Here is a 19594-nt window from a genome sequence, read left to right as displayed (position 1 = left end):
AATAAATGGTTATAAAAATAGCCTCTGGGCAGAGGCTATTTTATCTTAACTTAAGTTAATTCCATAATTAATTTATGGAATTAAGTCTTAGTACTTAAAGTTGATGGCTAATACCGCATTGCGACCTTCGCCTTCGTTTGCATAATGACGTGCATGTGCACTAGTAAAGTAACGTTTGTCAGAGATATTGTTGATATTTAACTGTAAATCAATGTTGTTATTGACATTGTATTTTGCCATGGCATTGTAAATGGTGAATGTAGGTAAAACACGACTTTGATCATGATATGTGTAAACTTTATCGCGGTATTGGACGCCTGCACCTACAGTGAGTTGCGGTAATACTTGATACGTTGTCCACAGGTTTGCACTGTTTTTAGCAACGAATGGGATTGGGCCACCTGATTGAACTTGCTCATTTCTGACGATACCACCTTCTTCAAGTTCGCTATCTAAGTAGCTATAGCCAATAGCCATTTCCCATTGATCAGTGATATGACCTGTTAAGCCAATTTCAACACCATCTACTTTACTTGAACCAGCATTTGTAGATGCGCCTGTGCTATCAGTAATACGCGTATCTTGTTTCTCTGTACGGAAGATCGCAGCAGTTGCATTGGCACGGTTGTCCCAAAGACTCCATTTTGTACCGATTTCATAGGTGCGTGCTTTTTCTGGCTCTAAGTTCTTTGTAGATTCGCTTAGTCCATCAATATCTGGATCAATACCCACAGGGTTGGCTGAAGTCGCATAGCTTGCATAAATGCTGCCATTTTCAGTCGGGCGGAATACTATACCAGCCTGATAAGAGAAGTAGTCTGTATCATTTGAATACGTTGTACCCGCTACTGTAGTGCTACTACTAGTTTTTACATCTTTATTGTATTTTAACTCGGTATTAAATTGATCCCAACGCGCTCCAAGATTGACTAACCAGTATTTATTTAATTCGATGCTATCTAATGCATATAGTGAGACTGTTTCATTGGTTAATGTGGTTTGCTTTTTGTTTGCTGTTGTTGTGCCTAACCACGCATCATTTGCATTTGGATTATTTAAATCTGTACACCAACCATTTTCTTGAGAACAATCAGAATTAAATCCAGCGGTTGTTGAACCCGTATATCCAGGGTAGGTCATATTATAATTACCGCGATTTGTTTTCTCACGATTGTATTCTGCACCGATGTTGAAACTATGTTCCAAGCTTGCAGTATTAAATTTACCAGCTAATGATAATTGATCTGTAAATGCTTCAGTATCGCGGATTGATTGTGTTGCACGACGATATACTTTTCCATCATAGATGTTGCCTTTGGAATCATCTGGATTGGTATAAATATAATCTGCTTTAGATAAGCTATATGTCGAAATATTAGTTACAGTTAAATCGTCGTTTAAATCATGCTCAAGTTTTAATGAACCAATATGATTTTCACGCTTATCAAAGTCACGATCTTTCCAACCATAATAAGATCCTTGTTTTACATTAACTGGTTTTCCACCATTATTTACATCAAATGGGATACCAGAATCTGGTTCATCATTACTTTTTAAGAAATAGTAGCTGAGCGTTGCGCGATTTGGGCTACCTAAGCCAAATGCAATACTTGGCGCGATACCCACACGAGCATATTCGGCACCATCATTTTGTCCGGCTTTTTCATTTTCATGCCCCATGACGATGACACGACTAGCCACGCCATTACCAAAGTCTTTGTTAGCATCTAATACAATGTGTTTATAGTTATCTGTTCCGCCTGCGACTGTTCCTTGATATTCATCGCCAGCATGAGCTACTTTAGGAATTAGATTAATGCTGCCACCAACACCACTTCCTCCTGAAATAGCAGAACTAGAACCCTTTGTAATTTCTACTTGTTCAATGGCAAACATATCGCGATTTTGGGTTGAGGAATTGCGGACACCATCTACATAAATTGCACTTTGACCATTGTAACCGCGGATGTATGGAATATCGGTATAAGGTGCACCACCTTCTCCAGCTCCTAAGGTAATACCAGGTTCATTTCGCAAGGCTTCTAATAAGGTATTTGAATTGGTTTCTTTGAGTAATTTTTGCGAAAGCACAGAAACGGATTTAGGCGTATCTTTTAGTGGTGCGACAAATTTTGTATTTGCAGATTGATCAACTTTTAAAGATTCTTCTTGAGTTGCTTCAGTATGAATTGTTGGAAGTTGTGTCGCGTCATCCTGAGCGATTGCAGTTGTTGCGATAACAGATAAAGAAGAGGCAATTGCCGTCGACACTAATTTTTTACGCGTTTTAATAAAAGACATTTCTGAACTCACAAAGAGTAGTAAAAATTCGTATGCGAATAATAATAATTCTTATTTATTTTACCAATTGTAAATGATTGGAATTGTCGATTAATAGGCGTAATGAAAATGTAAAAATTAATGAGATTGTGTAACAGTTTGTATGTAAGTACATGATTTTATATAAATATAGAAAAACCCTGCCAAAACAGGGTTTTTTATTGGGATTTTAAATATTAAAAGTCGTAAGAGATAGATAGCCAGTAGTTACGCCCAGAAATATACGTTCCAGACATTCCAGAACCGATGGAAAGGTACTTATAGGCTTGTTGTACATCACCATTTAAGTCGTAGTAGTCCATGTATTCGGTAAAGTCTTTGTCTAATAAATTGTTTACAGCGGCATTAATACGTACCTGATCGCTGAGTTGATAACTGGTACCTAAGTTAAATAAGTTATAACCAGAGAATTCATTACCAGTTTGCTGCTGAATATTCAGCGCATCGCCAGTTTGGCTTGTTAAGTAGCGTGGACGACCAGACTGATATTCATGTTGTAACCACAGATCAAAAGCATCGTTGATATGCCATGTCGACGTCAGATTGAATAGATGTTTAGCCGTAGACTCGAGTGCATAACCTTTGTTTTCACCTTTGGTAATTTCAGATTCGGTAAAGGTATAAGCGGCTTTAATGTCCCACTCGGGAATGATTTGATATTTTAGTGAAGTTTCGAGTCCATAAATTTCTGCCTCGTCTGCATTAAAGCTCTTGGAATAAGAGGTCACACCGCTGCCTAAGCCAGAACAATCACTAATATTGCAATCAAATTCTTTCGATACAATTTTATCTTCGACAATATTAAAGAAAGCGGTGGTATTAAAATCGAGTCGGTCTGTCGGTTGGTAATTTAAACCCAGTTCATAATTGACTGAGGTTTCTGGCTTTAAATCTGGATTGCCCAGTACAGGCGTTGTACCTTGGCCGCTAAAGTTAATAATGCCATTGTGTAAGGCTTTGGCAGAAGGAGCTTTGTAGCCTGTACTCACACCACCTTTAATAGTCAAAGCATCTGTGGTATTCCAGACCAGATAGGCACGCGGACTAAAATGCCCGCCAAAACCTGAATGGTCTTCATAGCGTCCGCCAAAGGTAAAATGTAAATTATCCAATAGATTCCACTCATCTTCAGCATAGAATGAGTAGGAATCCTTCTCGAACGTCGCACCTAAGCCCGCAATATCATCCACACTTTCAGCTTTTTTGTATTCTGCACCTAAAGTCAATTTATGGTTTTTGAGTGTGGTAATGATGTGGCTGTCTGCAACTAAATCTGTATTTTCTAATGTACGATCACGACCTGCATACGCATTATTGGGGAAAGTATTGGTTGGAATTGTACGCCCAATGGTTTCTGTCTTGGTTTGGCTGATATAGGTGTTCCAAGTACCAAAGTCATAATTACCATCATGACCAAGAGAATACTGCTCACGGTTAAACTCTAATTCATCTTTATAGCCGCGTGCTCGAGCAGGAGTATCTTGGGTACCTAAACGGTTTCCTGCATTGCTATAGATTTGTTTTGAATGAAAGGCATCAGCCCAAAGCGAATTCTGGTCATTCAAACTCAGATTGAGTTTACCGCCAACATCATAGTTATCCGCTTCACTCGGTCGAGGGTCACGTGAGGTTGAGCCAGTAACGATACGTTCAGAACTTTGACGATCTAAATAGCTCCCTCGAAGCTGTAGACCAAGACGGTTTTCAATGATGGGACCATTGAGTAAAAAGCTCGTTTTCCATGAGTCGGCTTCAGCTTTATGCTCCATCACATTGCCACTTACAGTAACATTACCATGCCATTCATTACTGATTTTTTTGGTAATAATGTTGATGACACCTCCCATTGCTTCGGAACCGTAGCGAGTAGCCATTGGACCACGAATCACTTCAATACGTTCAATCGCCGAAAGAGGAGGGAGAAAGCTATTGGAAGTTTCTCCAAAGCCATTTGGCGTTACATCAGAAGATGTGGTTTGGCGTCGCCCATCAATTAAAATTAGACTGTAATCATTGCCTAAACCGCGCATTTTGATGTTTAATCCTGCGGTTTTACCGACACCTGAGCGGATGTCAATTCCAGGCACATCGGCTAACAGATCTGCAATATTGCTCGCATTTTTTCGTTCAATATCTTCTTTAGTTACCACACTGATGCTGGCAGGCGCATTTTTAATATCTTGTTCAAACCCCGCTGCGGAAACCACAATGGTGGAGAGTTGATGCGTAGAGGAGGAGTTTTCTGTACGACTTTCCGCAAAAGCAGCACTGCTCGATAAACTGAGTATCGCAAGGGTAAGGGGGCGAAGGTTGAACTTACTCATAAATAGAATTCCAAAGTTGGACGAGATAAATATCTGAAAATAAAAATAAATATTATGTTTGTGTGTATGATAATGATAAAGTTTATCATTTGCAATAATTGCCGTTTAAAAAAGGAGAAATGATCGGAAATTTAGAAAAAGAAACAAAAGACTTAAAGAAAATAAGATAAAATCCTGTAGTTTAAACATCCAGTTTTGTATATCTTTAAATGTTGTCATATAATGTGGCACTTTTTTATAAACTGTTATTACTAAATTTCGAGGAAGCCATGCAAGTAACTTCTGAAGCGGTTTCGGGCGTTGCCCGTCGTTTAAATGTATCTGTACCGACGAGCCGTGTGAACGAGCAATTTGAAGCACGTTTAAAACGCACTGCTAAAACTGTAAAGATTAACGGCTTCCGTCCAGGTAAAGTGCCATTAAACGTAGTTCGCCGTGAATATGGCGCGGGTATTTACCAAGAAGTGGTAAATGACGTAATCCGTGACACAGTATTCGAAGCAATTCAACAAGAAAAAATCAATGCTGTTGGCATGCCAAACATTGATAAAGTGGAAAACAAAGACGATGCGCTTGTATACGAAGCGACTGTTGAAGTTTATCCAGAAGTTGACGTTAAATTTGAAGGTTTAGAAGTTGAACGTAAAGCGTCTTCAGTTGAAGACAAAGACGTTGATCAAATGATCGAAAACCTGCAAAAGCAACGTGCAACTTGGGCTGAAACCAAAGGCATGGCGAAAAAAGACATGCAAGTAACTTTCGATTTCGAAGGTACTGTTGATGGTGAGAAGTTTGAAGGTGGCGCAGCTGAAGACTTTAAACTTGTATTAGGTTCTGGTCGTATGATCCCTGGCTTCGAAGACGGTATCGTTGGTATGAAGAAAGGTGAAGAGAAAGTTATTGACGTAACTTTCCCTGAAGACTACCAAGCAGAGAACCTTGCTGGTAAAGCAGCGCAATTCAAAATCACTGTGAAGCTTGTTGAAAAGCAAAAACTTCCAGAAGTTGACGCTGAATTCCTACAAATCTTTGGTTTAACTGAAGAAGAAGGCGTTGAGAAGTTAAAAGCTGACGTACGTAAAAACATGGAACGCGAAGTGAAAAACGGTCTTCGTAACCAAGTGAAAGGCGCAACTTTTGATGCTTTAGTTGCTGCAAACGAAGTTGAACTTCCAGCAGCAATGGTTGCTCAAGAAATTGATCGTCAACGTCAACAAATGATCCAGCAGTTCACGCAACAGTTTGGTGCTCAAGGTGCTAAAGCATTTGACAGCAGTATGCTTCCAGATGAATTGTTCAAAGAGCAAGCTGAGAAATCTGTAAAACTTGGCGTATTGGTAAGCAAAGTATTGGCGGATGCTAAACTTGAAGTTGACCAAGCACGTGTTGAAGCTTACATCGAAGACATGGCTTCTTCTTACGAAGATCCAACTGAAGTTATTGAATACTTCAAAAATGACAAGCAACAACGTTCACAAATTGAAGCTGTTGTTTTAGAAGATCAAGTTGTTGATCACATTTTAGCAGCTGCGAAAGTAACTGATAAAACTGTGAGCTATGAAGAATTGTTGAAAGAGCAACAAGCTCGTCAACAAGGCTAATTAGCTGTAGTGGAAAAAGGCGCTTTAAGCGCCTTTTTTTATCTCAGCAGTGTATCGACTTGTCCTAAATTCACAAAGCTTATGCAAAAAATATCTGTTATTTAATGGGGAATATTTTGCAATTTCGGTCATTATCCCTCATATTGTGGATATGGGTTAAGTCACAAAAAATTTAGGAATAAATAAACGTATGTATGTTCCAACTATTGAAAACGCGTTAGTCCCTGTTGTAGTTGAGCAATCGTCTCGTGGTGAACGTTCATTTGATATTTTTTCGCGCCTTTTGCGTGAACGCGTTATTTTCTTAACGGGTGAAGTGGAAGACAACATGGCCAATTTAATTGTGGCGCAGATGTTGTTTTTAGAAGCAGAGAACCCAGATAAAGATATTCATTTATACATTAACTCGCCAGGTGGTTCAGTAACTGCGGGTATGGCAATCTACGATACCATGCAGTTTATTAAGCCAGATGTTGTGACTTACTGTATGGGTCAGGCTGCATCGATGGGTGCATTCTTACTCAACGCAGGTGCGAAAGGTAAACGTTATTGTTTAGAAAATGCACGTGTTATGATTCACCAACCGCTTGGTGGTTTCCGTGGTCAAGCATCGGATATTGAAATCCATGCGCGTGAGATTTTATTCATTAAAGAGCGTTTAAACCGCTTAATGGCAGAGCATAGTGGTCAAGACTATGAAACTGTGGCAAGAGATACAGACCGTGACAACTTTATGACTGCACAGGCAGCGAAAGAATACGGTCTTGTGGATGAAGTGCTTAGCAAACGTCCATAAGTTTTAAGATTTTAGTATTGGAGTAAATATGTCCGAACATCCTCAAGGACAAAAGCATTGTTCATTTTGCGGTAAAACGCAGTCTGAAGTCGGGAAACTGATTGCAGGTGAGGACGCGTACATCTGTAATGAATGTGTGGACGTATGCCTAGACTTAGTACAAACCAGTCAACAGGTCGAATCTGGTGACTGGGCGGCTAAGCCTTTGCCGAAACCTCAAGAAATTCGTGCGGCACTCGATCAGTATGTGATTGGTCAAGATGTGGCGAAGAAAACCCTTTCAGTTGCAGTTTATAACCACTATAAGCGTCTTAAAGTGACCCATGGTGGACATAAGCACGACGACGCGGTTGAGATTGCGAAAAGTAATATTCTGTTGGTCGGACCAACAGGCTCGGGTAAAACTTTACTGGCTCAGACGCTAGCACGTTTATTAGATGTGCCTTTTGCCATGGCGGATGCGACGACACTGACCGAAGCAGGTTATGTGGGTGAAGATGTTGAAAACATCGTGCAGAAGTTATTACAAAAAGCGGATTACGATGTAGAAAAGGCGCAAAAGGGCATTATCTATATCGATGAGATCGATAAAATTACCCGTAAATCGGAAAATCCATCGATTACTCGAGATGTTTCGGGTGAAGGTGTACAGCAAGCCTTGCTGAAAATGATTGAAGGGACTGTGGCATCGATTCCACCTCAAGGTGGTCGTAAGCATCCGCAGCAAGAATTTATCCAGATTGATACCTCGAATATCTTGTTTATCTGTGGCGGTGCATTCTCAGGTCTAGAGAAAATTGTACAACAGCGTCAAGAGAAGGGTGGTATTGGCTTTACGGCAGATGTGAAGAAGAAAGATGAAGGCAAACAGCTTTCAGATTTGTTCCGTCAAGTTGAAGCGACAGATTTGGTGAAATTCGGTTTAATCCCTGAATTTATTGGTCGTTTGCCTGTAATTGCGACTTTGGATGAGTTGGATGAAGAAGCACTCATGCAAATTCTGACTGAACCCAAAAATGCTTTAACTCGTCAGTACCAACATTTGTTTGATATGGAACATGTGGATTTGGTGTTTGAAGAGTCTGCATTACGTGCTGTGGCGAAGAAAGCCCTTGAGCGTAATACGGGTGCGCGTGGTCTGCGTTCGATTCTGGAAAATGCCTTGCTTGAAATTATGTATGACTTACCAAGTCGCACAGATGTCGGGACAGTTGTGGTGAGTGAAGCAGTAATTAACGGTACGGCTAAGCCTGAGTTAAAGCCGGAGCGTCAACCAAAAGCTGCGACTGAAGATACTGCTAAAGTTGATTTAAAGGTGATTAATTCAAAATCAGCTTAAATGGTTATTCGTCTGAAACGTGCGGAAATTTAAGATTTCCGCACGTTTTTTTATTTGCAAGCAAAAAGCGCAATGGTAATCTTGGGCAAAGGCGAGGATGCCTAAAATTGTAATAAATTTTAAATTCACACCAATAAATACAAGAAATACGCGGTGAGGGACCAACATGCGTTCGCTTTGTCTGATGTTATGTAGCAGTTTATTTTTATTTGGATGTCATAAACAGGTGGTTTTAGAGCAGCCTGAATTAAGTTCAACCCTTGATGCCGTAAATACAAGTCAAGCACCGGGGTTAGTTGAGCAATACCGTTTCGGCATGACTTCGGTCGGTGGTTGGGTCAATCAGAAGTTGGGACAGTATTATCATCCTGTGCAACCCCAACATGATCAGGCGGCCGTGGTGTATCTGTATCGACCCGATAGTAAATGGAACCGGCAGGAGATTGTGGCATCGAGTCTGTTTATTAATAAATATCGTATCCCTAGTCTGCTAAATAATCATTATTACTGGCTAGAGCTACCTGCGGGAACGTATCGTTTATCCAGTAGTCGACCTTTGGGGATTCAACATTTTCAAAAGCCGAAATATCTCGATTTTAGTGTGGAAGCAGGCAAAAGTTATTATGTGAAATACGATGAGGAAAATCTGAATACGCGTCAGGAAGTTTCCGGTCCTCTGATTCTTGTTCCCAACCAAGTGGGACAACATGAAATCGCCTTTACCCAGTTGAAATCCTCCAGTTATAACTTTGTTGCGCAAGATCAGCAAACAGGGGAGCTGCGGCATAAAGCGCAAAAAATCAAAGCAGAAAAATATGATGCTGGTTCTGATGTGCAATTAACGCAGCCGTTTAAACTTTGGGATATTCGGACTTGGTAAGTGATCTATGGGTTCTTTTGTGCTTGCTCAAAAAGTGGTGCTAAGGTTTTCTCAATCTGATGGTTGATCTCACGTTGGGTGGCTGGGTCTTGCATCATTTGGGTAGACAAATCCATGCTATTGCGCATGACCTCACTCATCATTTTGCTACTTTTCTTGTTAATCGATTGCCCGAGTGGTGTTTCTAGGAATTGAATATTGGCAAGCACTTCTTCTTCAGTAAAAGTTTTCTGGTAAACATCTTTCAGCATTTGCATAAACTTGGGATCAGAAATTAGCTTGTTACTGAAAGATGCAGTAATGTCCGCGATTTGATTGGCCGCTTTTTGTTGTTCTGGATTTAAGTTTGCTGTATTAAAGATTTGTTTAATTGTTTCTTCTGCCTGCTGTTGGTAGACAGGGCGCATTTCTTGTTGAGATTGTGCCAAAGTGCCTCGAATATCACTGAGTTTCAGTGCTTTTTCAACGGATGCTTCGCTCGCAGGTTTGGCAAAAGTCGTGAAGCTGAGTGTGCAAAGTATGAGCGTGGTAAATGTCTGCTGTAATTTTTTCATAGTCTTGTGTATTGTCTATCATTATTGAAATAAGAATTTTGGATAAAAAAATACCCTTAACATGACCTTAGCATGTTAAGGGTATTGAAAAAAGCAAAATTTAGGGCTTAGCCTGCTGCAGCATCTACTACAGGAATTTTACCAATTTTAGCTTGCCAGATTTTAGGTGCGGTCGCGTGTACAGAAGTACCATTGACGTCTACCGCAACCGATACAGGCATATCTTTGACAACAAACTTGTAGATCGCTTCCATACCTAAGTCAGCAAATGCAACCACTTCAGCTTCGCGAATGGCTTTAGACACAAGGTAAGCTGCGCCACCAACGGCCATTAAGTAAGTGGCTTTGTTGTCTTTAATGGCTTCAACAGCCGCAGGACCACGGTCTGCTTTACCAATCATACCGAACATGCCCGTCGCTTCTAAAACTTGGCGAGTGAACTTGTCCATACGTGTAGCAGTTGTCGGGCCAGCAGGACCAACCACTTCATCACCAACTGGATCTACAGGGCCGACGTAGTAAATAAATTTACCTTTAAGGTCAACAGGAAGCTCTTCACCGTTATTCAACATGTCAACCATACGTTTGTGTGCAGCGTCACGACCAGTATAGATTGTACCATTAAGAAGAAGTGTATCACCTGGTTGCCAAGCGTTCATTTCTTCTTGAGTGATGTTGTCTAAATCAACACGTTTAGAAGTTGAGGAATCCCAAGTCACAGAAGGATAGTCTTCAAGTTTCGGTGCTTGAATGTGTGCAACACCTGAACCATCTAACTGGAAGTGTGCATGACGAGTTGCTGCACAGTTTGGAATCATGCCGACTGGTTTGCCCGCAGCGTGGCAAGGGTAGTCTTTGATCTTGATATCAAGAACGGTGGTTAAACCACCTAAACCTTGTGCGCCAATACCAAGAGCATTAACTTTTTCGAAGATTTCGATACGAAGTTCTTCAAGTTTGTTTTGTGGACCACGACGAAGCAATTCGTCCATGTTGAGTTCTTCCATGAGCGATTCTTTTGCAAGCATCATGGCTTTTTCAGCAGTACCACCAATACCAATACCGAGCATACCAGGCGGACACCAGCCTGCACCCATCGTAGGAACAGTTTTGAGTACCCAATCCACGATAGAATCAGATGGGTTTAACATCGCCAATTTAGATTTGTTTTCTGAACCACCACCTTTTGCAGCAACAGTAATGTCTACTTTGTTACCTGGAACCAGTTTGTGGTAAATCACTGCAGGAGTGTTGTCTTTGGTATTTTTACGGCCAAATGCAGGGTCAGCTAGAACTGATGCACGAAGTACGTTTGAGTTTTCGAGGTAACCTTGGCGTACACCTTCGTTAATAGCATCGTCTAGGCTCATGGTTAAATCGAATTTAACATCCATGCCCACTTCAACAAATACGTTAACAATACCAGTATCTTGGCAGATTGGACGATGACCTTCTGCACACATACGAGAGTTAATCAAGATTTGTGCAATGGCGTCTTTCGCAGCTTTGTTTTCTTCACGGTCGTACGCACGGCTCATCGCTTGGATAAAGTCTTGTGGGTGATAGTACGAAATGAATTGAAGCGCGTCCTTGACCGAAGTGATCAAGTCATCTTGCTTGATAATAGTTGTCATATCAAATATCTCTTGAGCGGGCTGTTAGCTAGCGGGCTAAATTATAAGGTATAACGTTGCTGTTGTGGGTGTTTTGCTGCATTTTTGGGCTAAAGTTTAATGGATAAAATCGGTTATTCAGTGAGAAATATTTCACCCTTAAACTGAACTGATCCAAGCTATACTGCTTGATTGGGGTATTTTTCACCAGATAAAACTGGAATAAATACATGAATTATATGATTTTATGTTGATTAGGTGTGGGCTGTTTTAGAAAATTACAGGGCTGTCATAAAGTTGTAATAAAACTTTCACATAATAACCGCATCCCAAACAGAGAGAGCATCGTTATGGCATCTGCAGTTCTTATGGTTGTTGGTTTTAGTTTCTTTATTGCTGCGACTTGGATGTATGGTCAAAAAGAAGATCAAGCTTAAGCTTTATCTTCTTTTTTTTGTTTTAATCTATCTTCAAATCTTCAAATCTTCAAATCTTCAAATCTTCAAATCTTCAAATCTTCAAATCTTCAAATCTTCAAATCTTCAAATCTTCAAATCTTCAAATCTTCAAATCTTCAAGAATCTCAGCGTGATCAATTTTTTACACCTTTCTGCATTTGCGAAGGGGTTTAGCGCATATTTTTATTTGATTGGTCGAATGGGTTCTGGCAAGGCCGCGTATAGCACCTTACTTTTTCCATTGATTGCCTTACTGGTCTCTACTGGACGAGAAGACTATCAATGGCATATTAATGCGGTGATTGGGGTGATTTAATTCTGGCGGGTAATGCAATTTTCTTTATGCAAGTAGCTAGAAGATGGCATAGATCTCACATCTAAATGCCATGACTGTGAAGCAGGATAGAGCTGAATAATATATAGCCATGAGCATAACAATTAGATTCAGCAAGCAAAAAAAAACCACTCTCGAGAGAGTGGCTTGGAAAACGCGAGTTTTTAGGATGCTTTGCTGGCTTTAGCTTCAACTTGCTGTTCGGCTTGAATAGCAGTTAATGCGATCGTGAATACAATATCATCCACCAAGGCACCACGAGACAAGTCATTCACAGGTTTGTTTAAACCTTGCAGCATAGGTCCAACGCTGACGACATTGGCAGAACGCTGTACGGCTTTATAGGTGGTGTTGCCTGTATTTAAATCTGGGAAAATAAAGACATTCGCACGACCTGCAACTTGCGAGTCTGGCGCTTTTGAGCGCCCCACACTTTCAACCGATGCTGCATCGTACTGTAACGGACCATCAATCAACAGGTCAGGGCGACGTTGTTTCGCAATCGCAGTTGCTTGCGCTACTTTTTCCACATCTGCACCTGCACCAGAAGTTCCTGTTGAGTAGGAAATCATGGCAATACGCGGGTCAATGCCGAAGGCTTTAGCTGAGTCTGCCGACTGAATCGCAATTTCAGCCAATTGTTCCGCATCTGGATCTGGGTTAATTGCACAGTCACCGTACACATAAACTTCATCTGGCAACAGCATAAAGAACACTGAAGATACCAGTGAATATTCTGGCGCAGTTTTAATCAGCTGGAATGCAGGACGAACGGTATTGGCAGTGGTATGTACTGCACCAGACACCAAGCCATCTACTTGATCCAGTGCTAGCATCATCGTGCCTAACACTACAGTATCTTGTAGCTGTTCGCGTGCTTGTAGTTCGTTAATTTTACCTTTGCGTAATTCAACCATCTGCGCGACATAGTTTTCACGAATCAGATCAGGATCAATAACTTCAAGGTCAAATGGCAACTCGATATTGCGTGCTTTAGCAACTTCGACCACAGCTTCTGGTTTTGCTAACAGAATACAATTTGCAATACCACGAGATTGGCAAATGGCAGCGGCTTGAATGGTACGTGGTTCATCACCTTCCGGTAAGACAATCCGTTTCTTGGCATGGATCGACTTTTGTACCAGCTCATGACGGAAAGCAGAAGGAGAAAGGCGCGGTTTATGCGTGCCTTTGATCAATTGTGCCAACCATTCTTCATTGATGTGGCTGGATACAAAACGCGTGACTTGCTCTGCACGCTCAGTATCATCTACAGGAATTTCATTGCTTAAATTCATTAAGCTTTGTGCTGTTTCAAAGGTACTGAGTGGTGTATGTAAAATTGGCAAACCTTGCTTAATCGCGGCTTGACAGAAATCTAGAATCTGGCTGTTTGGGGCATGATGCTCAGTCAAGAGAAGACCCGCTAAAGGTGTGCCATTGCTGCTGGCCAAACTACTTGCCAGTAATACATCAATACGGTCTGAAGCACTGATAATCAGCTCGCCCGCCACAAATTTGTCCAGTTCATGTTCAATATTCGCGGCAATCAGGCTACTGTGCAGAACACGACGCTGTGAAGCTTCGCCTTGGTTAATCCATTCGGCTTGTAAATTGGCTGCTAAATCGGTCATGCGCGGTACGCTGAGCGTATTGCTAAATGGGACTAATCCAATCACAGGTAACTGAGCAGAGCCAATATGCGCATGGGTTTTTTGGATATTTGCCACAAAATTGTTGCTATCGCTAATCAGGCGTAGGCTAGGATCAAACGTCAGTGGAATTTGTGCCGAACCTTCAGGTAAGCCTTTGGTACGCATTAATAATACGCCAGCAGTACGTTCACAGGTGGCACCGCCAAAATGACGTAACTGGGCTTCCACTTTGTCCGCGGTTGCTTGAGCATTGTTAATGTCAGCATTGCTGACAATAATGACTTTGGCATCTAAAGCTTTGGCGAGAGCTGAATTGAGTTCAGAAGCAAATGCATCACGGGCATTCGGTAATAAGCCTTCTACAATGATGATGTCGTGTTTTTTCGCAATTTGACGATGTAAACGAACCGCTTCTTCAAGTAATTCGTCACTTTCACCATTGTTTAATTGCTGGGTAAGCTTGGCATAAGGAATGGGTTCAACTGTGTCACTTTTGGTAAGGTGGTGAAATAGCGCACTGGTACGGTCAGCTTCAACTTTGCATTCTTGCGAAAAAGGCTTAAGAAAACCCGCTTTCACACCTTGGCATTCGAGCGCATAAATTAAACCTAAACATGCCGAAGTCAGACCAACGCCTTCTCCGGTAGGGACTAAAAGAATCGTTTTCATAGTCGTTAATTTTTTAATTTGGAAAAAAGGGGAACGCCGAAAATGCGTGATTGCTTAAGCAATCACGGCATTAGATTCAGGCTTTTTTGAGGTTGTCTGATTAACCTCATTTTCAACCACACTTGCCGTTTCTTTGGCAATGCGGCCTTCTTCGTCAGTCGGAATCACCCAAATTTGTGGACCTGTACCAGTATCAATGCGGCCTTCAGTACCACGTTTGAGGGTGTTATTTTGTTCTTTGTTTAGGTTAAAACCAAAGTGCGGTAAGTACGCCATGGTTTTTTCACGAATGTAAGCCGAGTTCTCACCAATACCACCAGTGAAGAACAAGCCATCTAAGCGTGGTAAGCCACAGCTGAGCGCTGCTAATGATTTCGCTAGACGATAGCAGAATACTTCAATCGCCAGTGTTGCATCTTCATTGCCTTGTTCAGATGCTTCAATCAAGGTGCGCATGTCATTAGAAAGGTTGTCCGACAAGCCGAGCAAGCCGCTTTCTTTGTTCAGCATTTTGTCAATTTTGTAGACATCCCAACCGAGATTTGCAGCAAGGAAGCTATGTAAACTCGGGTCTACATCACCACTCCGCGTGCCCATCACAATCCCTTCGAGTGGGGTTAAGCCCATTGAGGTGTCGACACTTTGACCATTCCAGATGGCACAGGTTGAGCTACCATTACCCAAGTGCGCTGTGAGCCAGCCGCCTTGTTTTAGGCTACCCGCTAACTCTGAACCTCGCTCCGAAACATAGGCGTGGCTGGTGCCGTGGAAACCGTAGCGACGCACGTTGTGTTCTGTATATAAGAATTTTGGCACTGCATAGCGGTAAGCGTGTGCAGGCATAGTTTGATGGAATGCTGTATCGAATACTGCAACTTGTGGCAATTCTGGGAATAAGCGCATGGTTGCGTCAATGCCCACAAGGTGTGCAGGGTTGTGAAGCGGTGCCAGTGGCGTTGCTTCACGAATACGTTCAATAATTTCTGGTGTAAGTAATTCAGCTTTGGTCAATGTCCCACCATGGACAACGCGGTGACCAATCGCTTGAGGATTGTAGTGAGAAAGACGTTCTAAGATGGTTTCTAATGCTTTTTCGTGATCCGCATGTGGAATAGACAGTTCTAGTGGTGCGCCACCGACAGTGACGCCTTTAATGCGCGCTTCAGCAGAACCTAAGTTCTCTGCTAAACCAAAAATTCGATCTTCACGACGTTCTGAAACAAGTGCATATTTAATTGAAGATGAGCCGCAGTTAATAACTAATACTGATGTAGACACGTTTATATACCCGAATTTTAATTGAAATAAGTCGTCCCTAAAGTGATCTTTATGCAGTACTTATCAATGCAATCCAGATCAGTAGCAATGTTTTATCATGTGTTGATTTTCTGTCCTAGATAGACTTTAGGAGATTAGACTTAAGCACTATCGACCAGTGAAATAATAATAAATAGAATTTATTGGTTGATGGTTTTCATTTATTAATGAAATAGTACTCAAGCATCAATTCTCTTTCCTGTATACCTTTAACCCTAGCATGAGAAATGAATTTTGGGCAGGAGCTAAATGTTATTTTTATGCTTAGTTTTGATACTTGATTTCTGACCAGCGTACAATGACATAGGCAATTAATGCCACCATAAAAAACACCAGCATCATCCAAGCCAGACCTTGTAAGGTTTCAATGATCGTCCGGTAAATTTCCAGTACCCAGCGCTCTTGAGTCAGTTCAATCACAATTTTCTTGTCATTATCAGTATAAGTGAGCGGCGTGATGTATTTTTCCATATCGTAAATACGAATGCCTGAAGATGTTCCGACCACCATGCCAGCAAATTTGGTGTATTTTGCCCAAGCTTCATGAATCGGGTCGTGAATAATGCGTGCCAGAATAGTATTAATCGAATTGGAAAAAATTTTCATTACTGTAAAAGAAACCAGTAATGCCAGTAAAAAGGTACAAATGATCAAATAGTAAAACATGCGATTTCCCTTTTATCTTTTTCAATTTTTTTATCATGTTACAAAATTTAGCGCAGGGATGGTGTAGTCGCTGTGTTCAGCTTCATGGTTGAAACTGAACACTTAAAGATACTTTAGATAAAGAGGAATTATTGGCGAATTTGGCCGTCGCCTAACACGATCCATTTTTGCGAAGTCAAACCTTCTAAACCGACGGGTCCACGGGCATGAATCTTGTCTGTCGAGATACCGATTTCGGCACCAAGACCATATTCGAAGCCATCAGCAAAACGAGTTGAAGCATTGACCATGACTGAGCTTGAATCAACACGCGCAAGGAACTGGCGCGCTAAGCTGAAGTTTTCAGTAATGATGGCATCAGTATGGTGCGAACCATATTTGTTGATATGTTCAATCGCCTCATCCATGCCAGTCACGACTTTAATCGCTAAAATTGGACCTAAATATTCGGTGTACCAATCTTCTTCACTTGCAGGCTTGACGCCACTGCCGAGGATCCGCTGAGTTTCTCGGCAACCGCGTAATTCCACATTTTTCTCTGCATAGAGTTCAGCAATGCGCGGTAAAAACTCTTCAGCAACCTTTTCATCAACCAATAAGGTTTCCATGGCATTACACACGCCATAACGATGGGTTTTGGCATTCAAGGCAATCGGTAATGCCTTGTGTAAGTCAGCATGAGCTTCAACAAAAACGTGACAGTTGCCATCGAGATGTTTAATTACTGGAATACGTGCTTCATTGCTAATGCGCTCAATTAAACCTTTGCCTCCACGTGGAACAATCACATCCACATATTCCGACATGGTAATCAGTTGGCCGACAGCAGCACGGTCTGCAGTATTAATGACTTGTACCGCAGTTTCAGGCAGTCCAGAGGTCTTGAGTCCATGCTGAATGGCTTCGGCAATGGCTTTGTTTGACTCTAAGGCTTCTGAGCCACCACGTAAAATAATGGCATTGCCTGATTTGAGCGCCAGCGATGCCGCCTCTAAGGTAACATTTGGGCGTGACTCATAAATCATGCCGACCACACCGAGTGGCACGCGCATTTTACCGATTTGGATACCAGACGGGCGATAAGCTAAATCTGTGATTTCACCAATCGGGTCGACCAGGCTAATCACATCTTTTAAGCCTTGTAACATGGCTTTAAAGCGTGTGGGGTTCAGTTCTAAGCGATCAAGCAAGGCACTGTCTAATTGATTGTTACGACCTTTATCCATGTCTATTTGGTTGGCCGCTAAAATCGCAGACTCATTGTTTTGTAATGCTGTGTAAATAGCTGACAAAGCATTGTTTTTCATTTGGGTAGAAGCGCTGGCTAACACGCGCGATGCTTGGCGTGCTTGTTGTCCTACCGTTTGCATATATTGTTCAATCGACTCTTGCATGGCGGTTTGATCACTTAGAAATTTCAGTTCCGATAGTAACAGCCTGAGTTCCTACAATGAAGCATCTTCAGTGAAAATTGCTGAAACTTTCGTATGCATGGTGCCTCACATCGCTTTTGTGGCAAAAAAAAGATAAGCGGTCATGGAATGAGTTGCGCCCAAAAACATCATTTGTATATGATGGCTAGCGATAATGACATTGATGTCTTTAACAAAAAATGAGAATGGATTTGCACCAAAATCATCGGTGTATTCGTTGCATAAGCAAGTGTCTTGCACAATAAAAATAAAACAAGGATTGGAGGTAAGGGATATGAATTCCATTATCCAAATGGACGCGGAATTACCGTCATCTATAAATCGTCATGGTTTTTTCGATTTATACAATAAACACAGTTTTAAACAAGCAGCCCGAACCACGTGGATAGATGGCTGGAAAATTGAGTATATGGCGATTGCTCAACCTGAAACGCTGCACTGTACGCCCATTGTGATTATTGGGGGCGCTTTTCAAAATTTTAACTCTTATAAATATTGTGTAGAACAACTGTTTGCTGCGGGACCCGTGATTTTAATTGATTTACCCTCTATGGGGGCTAATCAGCAAATTACCAATGTAGATACAGGGCGTTCAGCAGGGACATTAGAACTGAGTGACCTCGCTGCCATGCTGGGGCAGTGGCTCGATATTGTCGGCCAAAAACGGGTTTCGGTGATGGGGATGTCGTTGGGATCTGTGGTGGCGTCTAGTTTGGCAGACTCACGTCCTGAATTGATTGATCGCATGATTTTGATGGGGGTGATGCAGAAAACTCGGAAAAGCTGGCGCATGCTCTTGGAAGAGTCTCTGTTCTTGATGCAGGAACAGCGTATGGAGGAGTTTGGTCAAGCCGTCATTTTGTATTTGGTCAATCATGCCAAACTGGATGTCACGCGTATGTCACCGACAGCCAAGCGCCTGTTCTTTCGGCAGATGGCGGACTTCACTGCAACCGAGCAGGAGCGTTATGAAATTAACTGTCATCGGCTGTTGCGTTTAACCGACGTCCCGATTCCACGCTGTAAGGTTTTAGTCGCTTGTGGACAATATGACAGTTTTACCTTACCCCATGAAAATGCCAATTTTGCCTTGCAATGTCCTGATATGGAATTTGCCATGATTGCCAATGCGGATCATGTGCCGCAGTTACAACGTCGTAAAGAAACTATGCACTTGTTCGCTACGTATTTGCGTGGAGAATCCATTCAGCAGCTTGACGGAATTATTTCACTTTCACGTGCACAACTGTTAACCATGGAGCGCCGCGGAGAAGCACGTATTCAGGTGCGTTATGCGCATACGCATTTAAGCCATCGACACTCAGATTTACGCTTGGCTACCGAAATCGCAGATTTAAACTTCTTTGGGCTCAAACTGAATTTTATGCCTACACAAGTTACTGTCGCTGCACAGTATCCCCGTGATTTGGCTTTACATCTTGAGGATGAGGAAGGGGCGTTTGCCATTGAATGCCTGATTTTTGAAACAGGGCAAGATTATGTCCGAGCGTTATTTAAACATGGCAGTTTTGAGGTGGCAGAACGCTTATTACGTTATATACAGCGTCAGCAGTCCGTTTTAATGTCTGCGACTGCTTAATTGAGGTTGCTTGAT

General features: G+C 41.8%; 13 protein-coding genes and 1 pseudogene. 6 read left to right on the top strand and 8 right to left on the bottom strand.

The genetic code is table 11. The features are described 5' to 3' along the window. Nucleotides 1-87: 87 nt before the first annotated feature. Nucleotides 88-2301 carry a TonB-dependent receptor gene (locus tag AC6CHI_RS08380; RefSeq protein WP_498120677.1) on the bottom strand — a complete coding sequence of 738 codons (2214 nt, stop codon included), beginning with the start codon at nt 2299-2301 and terminating at the stop codon, nt 88-90. 215 nt (nt 2302-2516) lie between these two features. Next, nucleotides 2517-4664, bottom strand: a complete 2148-nt coding sequence (locus AC6CHI_RS08375) for a TonB-dependent receptor domain-containing protein (RefSeq protein ID WP_498120675.1) — start codon at nt 4662-4664, stop codon at nt 2517-2519. A 269-nt stretch (nt 4665-4933) separates the two neighbouring features. On the opposite strand from AC6CHI_RS08375, the gene tig reads away from it, so the two are divergent. From tig to AC6CHI_RS08355, 4 genes are all read left to right on the top strand, one after another. Continuing rightward, a complete protein-coding gene (tig, locus tag AC6CHI_RS08370) occupies nt 4934-6265 on the top strand; it encodes a trigger factor (protein ID WP_498120673.1) in 1332 nt (443 codons plus the stop codon). Nucleotides 6266-6455: 190 nt separating this feature from the next. Next, on the top strand, nt 6456-7061 hold the full coding sequence (gene clpP / locus AC6CHI_RS08365; RefSeq protein ID WP_016168229.1) for an ATP-dependent Clp endopeptidase proteolytic subunit ClpP: 606 nt from the start codon (nt 6456-6458) through the stop codon (nt 7059-7061). Nucleotides 7062-7089: 28 nt separating this feature from the next. Further along, nucleotides 7090-8400 (top strand): ATP-dependent protease ATP-binding subunit ClpX, encoded by a 1311-nt coding sequence (clpX, locus tag AC6CHI_RS08360; protein ID WP_458892678.1) that lies wholly within the window; start codon nt 7090-7092, stop codon nt 8398-8400. Between the two features lie 166 nt (nt 8401-8566). Next, nucleotides 8567-9280, top strand: a complete 714-nt coding sequence (locus tag AC6CHI_RS08355; RefSeq protein ID WP_498120671.1) for a DUF2846 domain-containing protein — start codon at nt 8567-8569, stop codon at nt 9278-9280. 5 nt (nt 9281-9285) lie between these two features. Here AC6CHI_RS08355 and AC6CHI_RS08350 read toward each other — a convergent pair whose 3' ends face one another. Further along, the gene (locus AC6CHI_RS08350) at nt 9286-9834 is read right to left on the bottom strand and encodes a DUF2059 domain-containing protein (RefSeq protein ID WP_498120670.1); all 549 of its coding nucleotides are present in this window, start codon (nt 9832-9834) and stop codon (nt 9286-9288) included. A gap of 107 nt (nt 9835-9941) precedes the next feature. Continuing rightward, nucleotides 9942-11468: a fumarate hydratase gene (locus tag AC6CHI_RS08345; protein ID WP_498120668.1), complete on the bottom strand. Its 1527-nt coding sequence runs from the start codon at nt 11466-11468 to the stop codon at nt 9942-9944. Nucleotides 11469-12071: 603 nt separating this feature from the next. Between AC6CHI_RS08345 and AC6CHI_RS08340 the strand changes: the two are divergent. Next, nucleotides 12072-12286 (top strand): annotated as a pseudogene (locus AC6CHI_RS08340) (DMT family transporter); the annotation flags it as partial. 117 nt (nt 12287-12403) lie between these two features. Here AC6CHI_RS08340 and pta read toward each other — a convergent pair. The 4 genes from pta to AC6CHI_RS08320 all read right to left on the bottom strand — a co-directional run bounded on the left by pta (nt 12404) and on the right by AC6CHI_RS08320 (nt 17940). Further along, nucleotides 12404-14563, bottom strand: coding sequence for a phosphate acetyltransferase (gene pta, locus AC6CHI_RS08335; RefSeq protein ID WP_498120666.1), 2160 nt, complete (start codon nt 14561-14563; stop codon nt 12404-12406). A gap of 54 nt (nt 14564-14617) precedes the next feature. Then, entirely contained in the window at nt 14618-15841 is a 1224-nt protein-coding gene (locus AC6CHI_RS08330) for an acetate/propionate family kinase (protein ID WP_498120664.1), read from the bottom strand. 303 nt (nt 15842-16144) lie between these two features. Then, complete coding sequence (locus AC6CHI_RS08325; protein ID WP_131263943.1) at nt 16145-16546, bottom strand: hypothetical protein; 402 nt, start codon at nt 16544-16546, stop codon at nt 16145-16147. A gap of 128 nt (nt 16547-16674) precedes the next feature. Next, nucleotides 16675-17940, bottom strand: coding sequence for a glutamate-5-semialdehyde dehydrogenase (locus AC6CHI_RS08320; protein ID WP_458893388.1), 1266 nt, complete (start codon nt 17938-17940; stop codon nt 16675-16677). 313 nt (nt 17941-18253) lie between these two features. Between AC6CHI_RS08320 and AC6CHI_RS08315 the strand changes: the two genes are divergently transcribed. Then, nucleotides 18254-19579: an alpha/beta fold hydrolase gene (locus AC6CHI_RS08315; protein ID WP_498120662.1), complete on the top strand. Its 1326-nt coding sequence runs from the start codon at nt 18254-18256 to the stop codon at nt 19577-19579. Nucleotides 19580-19594 lie beyond the last annotated feature (15 nt).

The organism is Acinetobacter sp. GQ146 (assembly GCF_059758585.1).
The sequence above is the reverse complement of the archived record's forward strand: the minus strand, read 5'-3'. Positions and strand labels throughout refer to the sequence as shown.

Bases quoted from the DNA above. Each gene is read 5' to 3' on its own strand.
- AC6CHI_RS08380 (WP_498120677.1), bottom strand. From the start codon at position 2,301: ATGTCTTTTATTAAAACGCGTAAAAAATTAGTGTCGACGGCAATTGCC.
- AC6CHI_RS08375 (WP_498120675.1), bottom strand. From the start codon at position 4,664: ATGAGTAAGTTCAACCTTCGCCCCCTTACCCTTGCGATACTCAGTTTA.
- tig (WP_498120673.1), top strand. From the start codon at position 4,934: ATGCAAGTAACTTCTGAAGCGGTTTCGGGCGTTGCCCGTCGTTTAAAT.
- clpP (WP_016168229.1), top strand. From the start codon at position 6,456: ATGTATGTTCCAACTATTGAAAACGCGTTAGTCCCTGTTGTAGTTGAG.
- clpX (WP_458892678.1), top strand. From the start codon at position 7,090: ATGTCCGAACATCCTCAAGGACAAAAGCATTGTTCATTTTGCGGTAAA.
- AC6CHI_RS08355 (WP_498120671.1), top strand. From the start codon at position 8,567: ATGCGTTCGCTTTGTCTGATGTTATGTAGCAGTTTATTTTTATTTGGA.
- AC6CHI_RS08350 (WP_498120670.1), bottom strand. From the start codon at position 9,834: ATGAAAAAATTACAGCAGACATTTACCACGCTCATACTTTGCACACTC.
- AC6CHI_RS08345 (WP_498120668.1), bottom strand. From the start codon at position 11,468: ATGACAACTATTATCAAGCAAGATGACTTGATCACTTCGGTCAAGGAC.
- pta (WP_498120666.1), bottom strand. From the start codon at position 14,563: ATGAAAACGATTCTTTTAGTCCCTACCGGAGAAGGCGTTGGTCTGACT.
- AC6CHI_RS08325 (WP_131263943.1), bottom strand. From the start codon at position 16,546: ATGTTTTACTATTTGATCATTTGTACCTTTTTACTGGCATTACTGGTT.
- AC6CHI_RS08320 (WP_458893388.1), bottom strand. From the start codon at position 17,940: ATGCAAGAGTCGATTGAACAATATATGCAAACGGTAGGACAACAAGCA.
- AC6CHI_RS08315 (WP_498120662.1), top strand. From the start codon at position 18,254: ATGAATTCCATTATCCAAATGGACGCGGAATTACCGTCATCTATAAAT.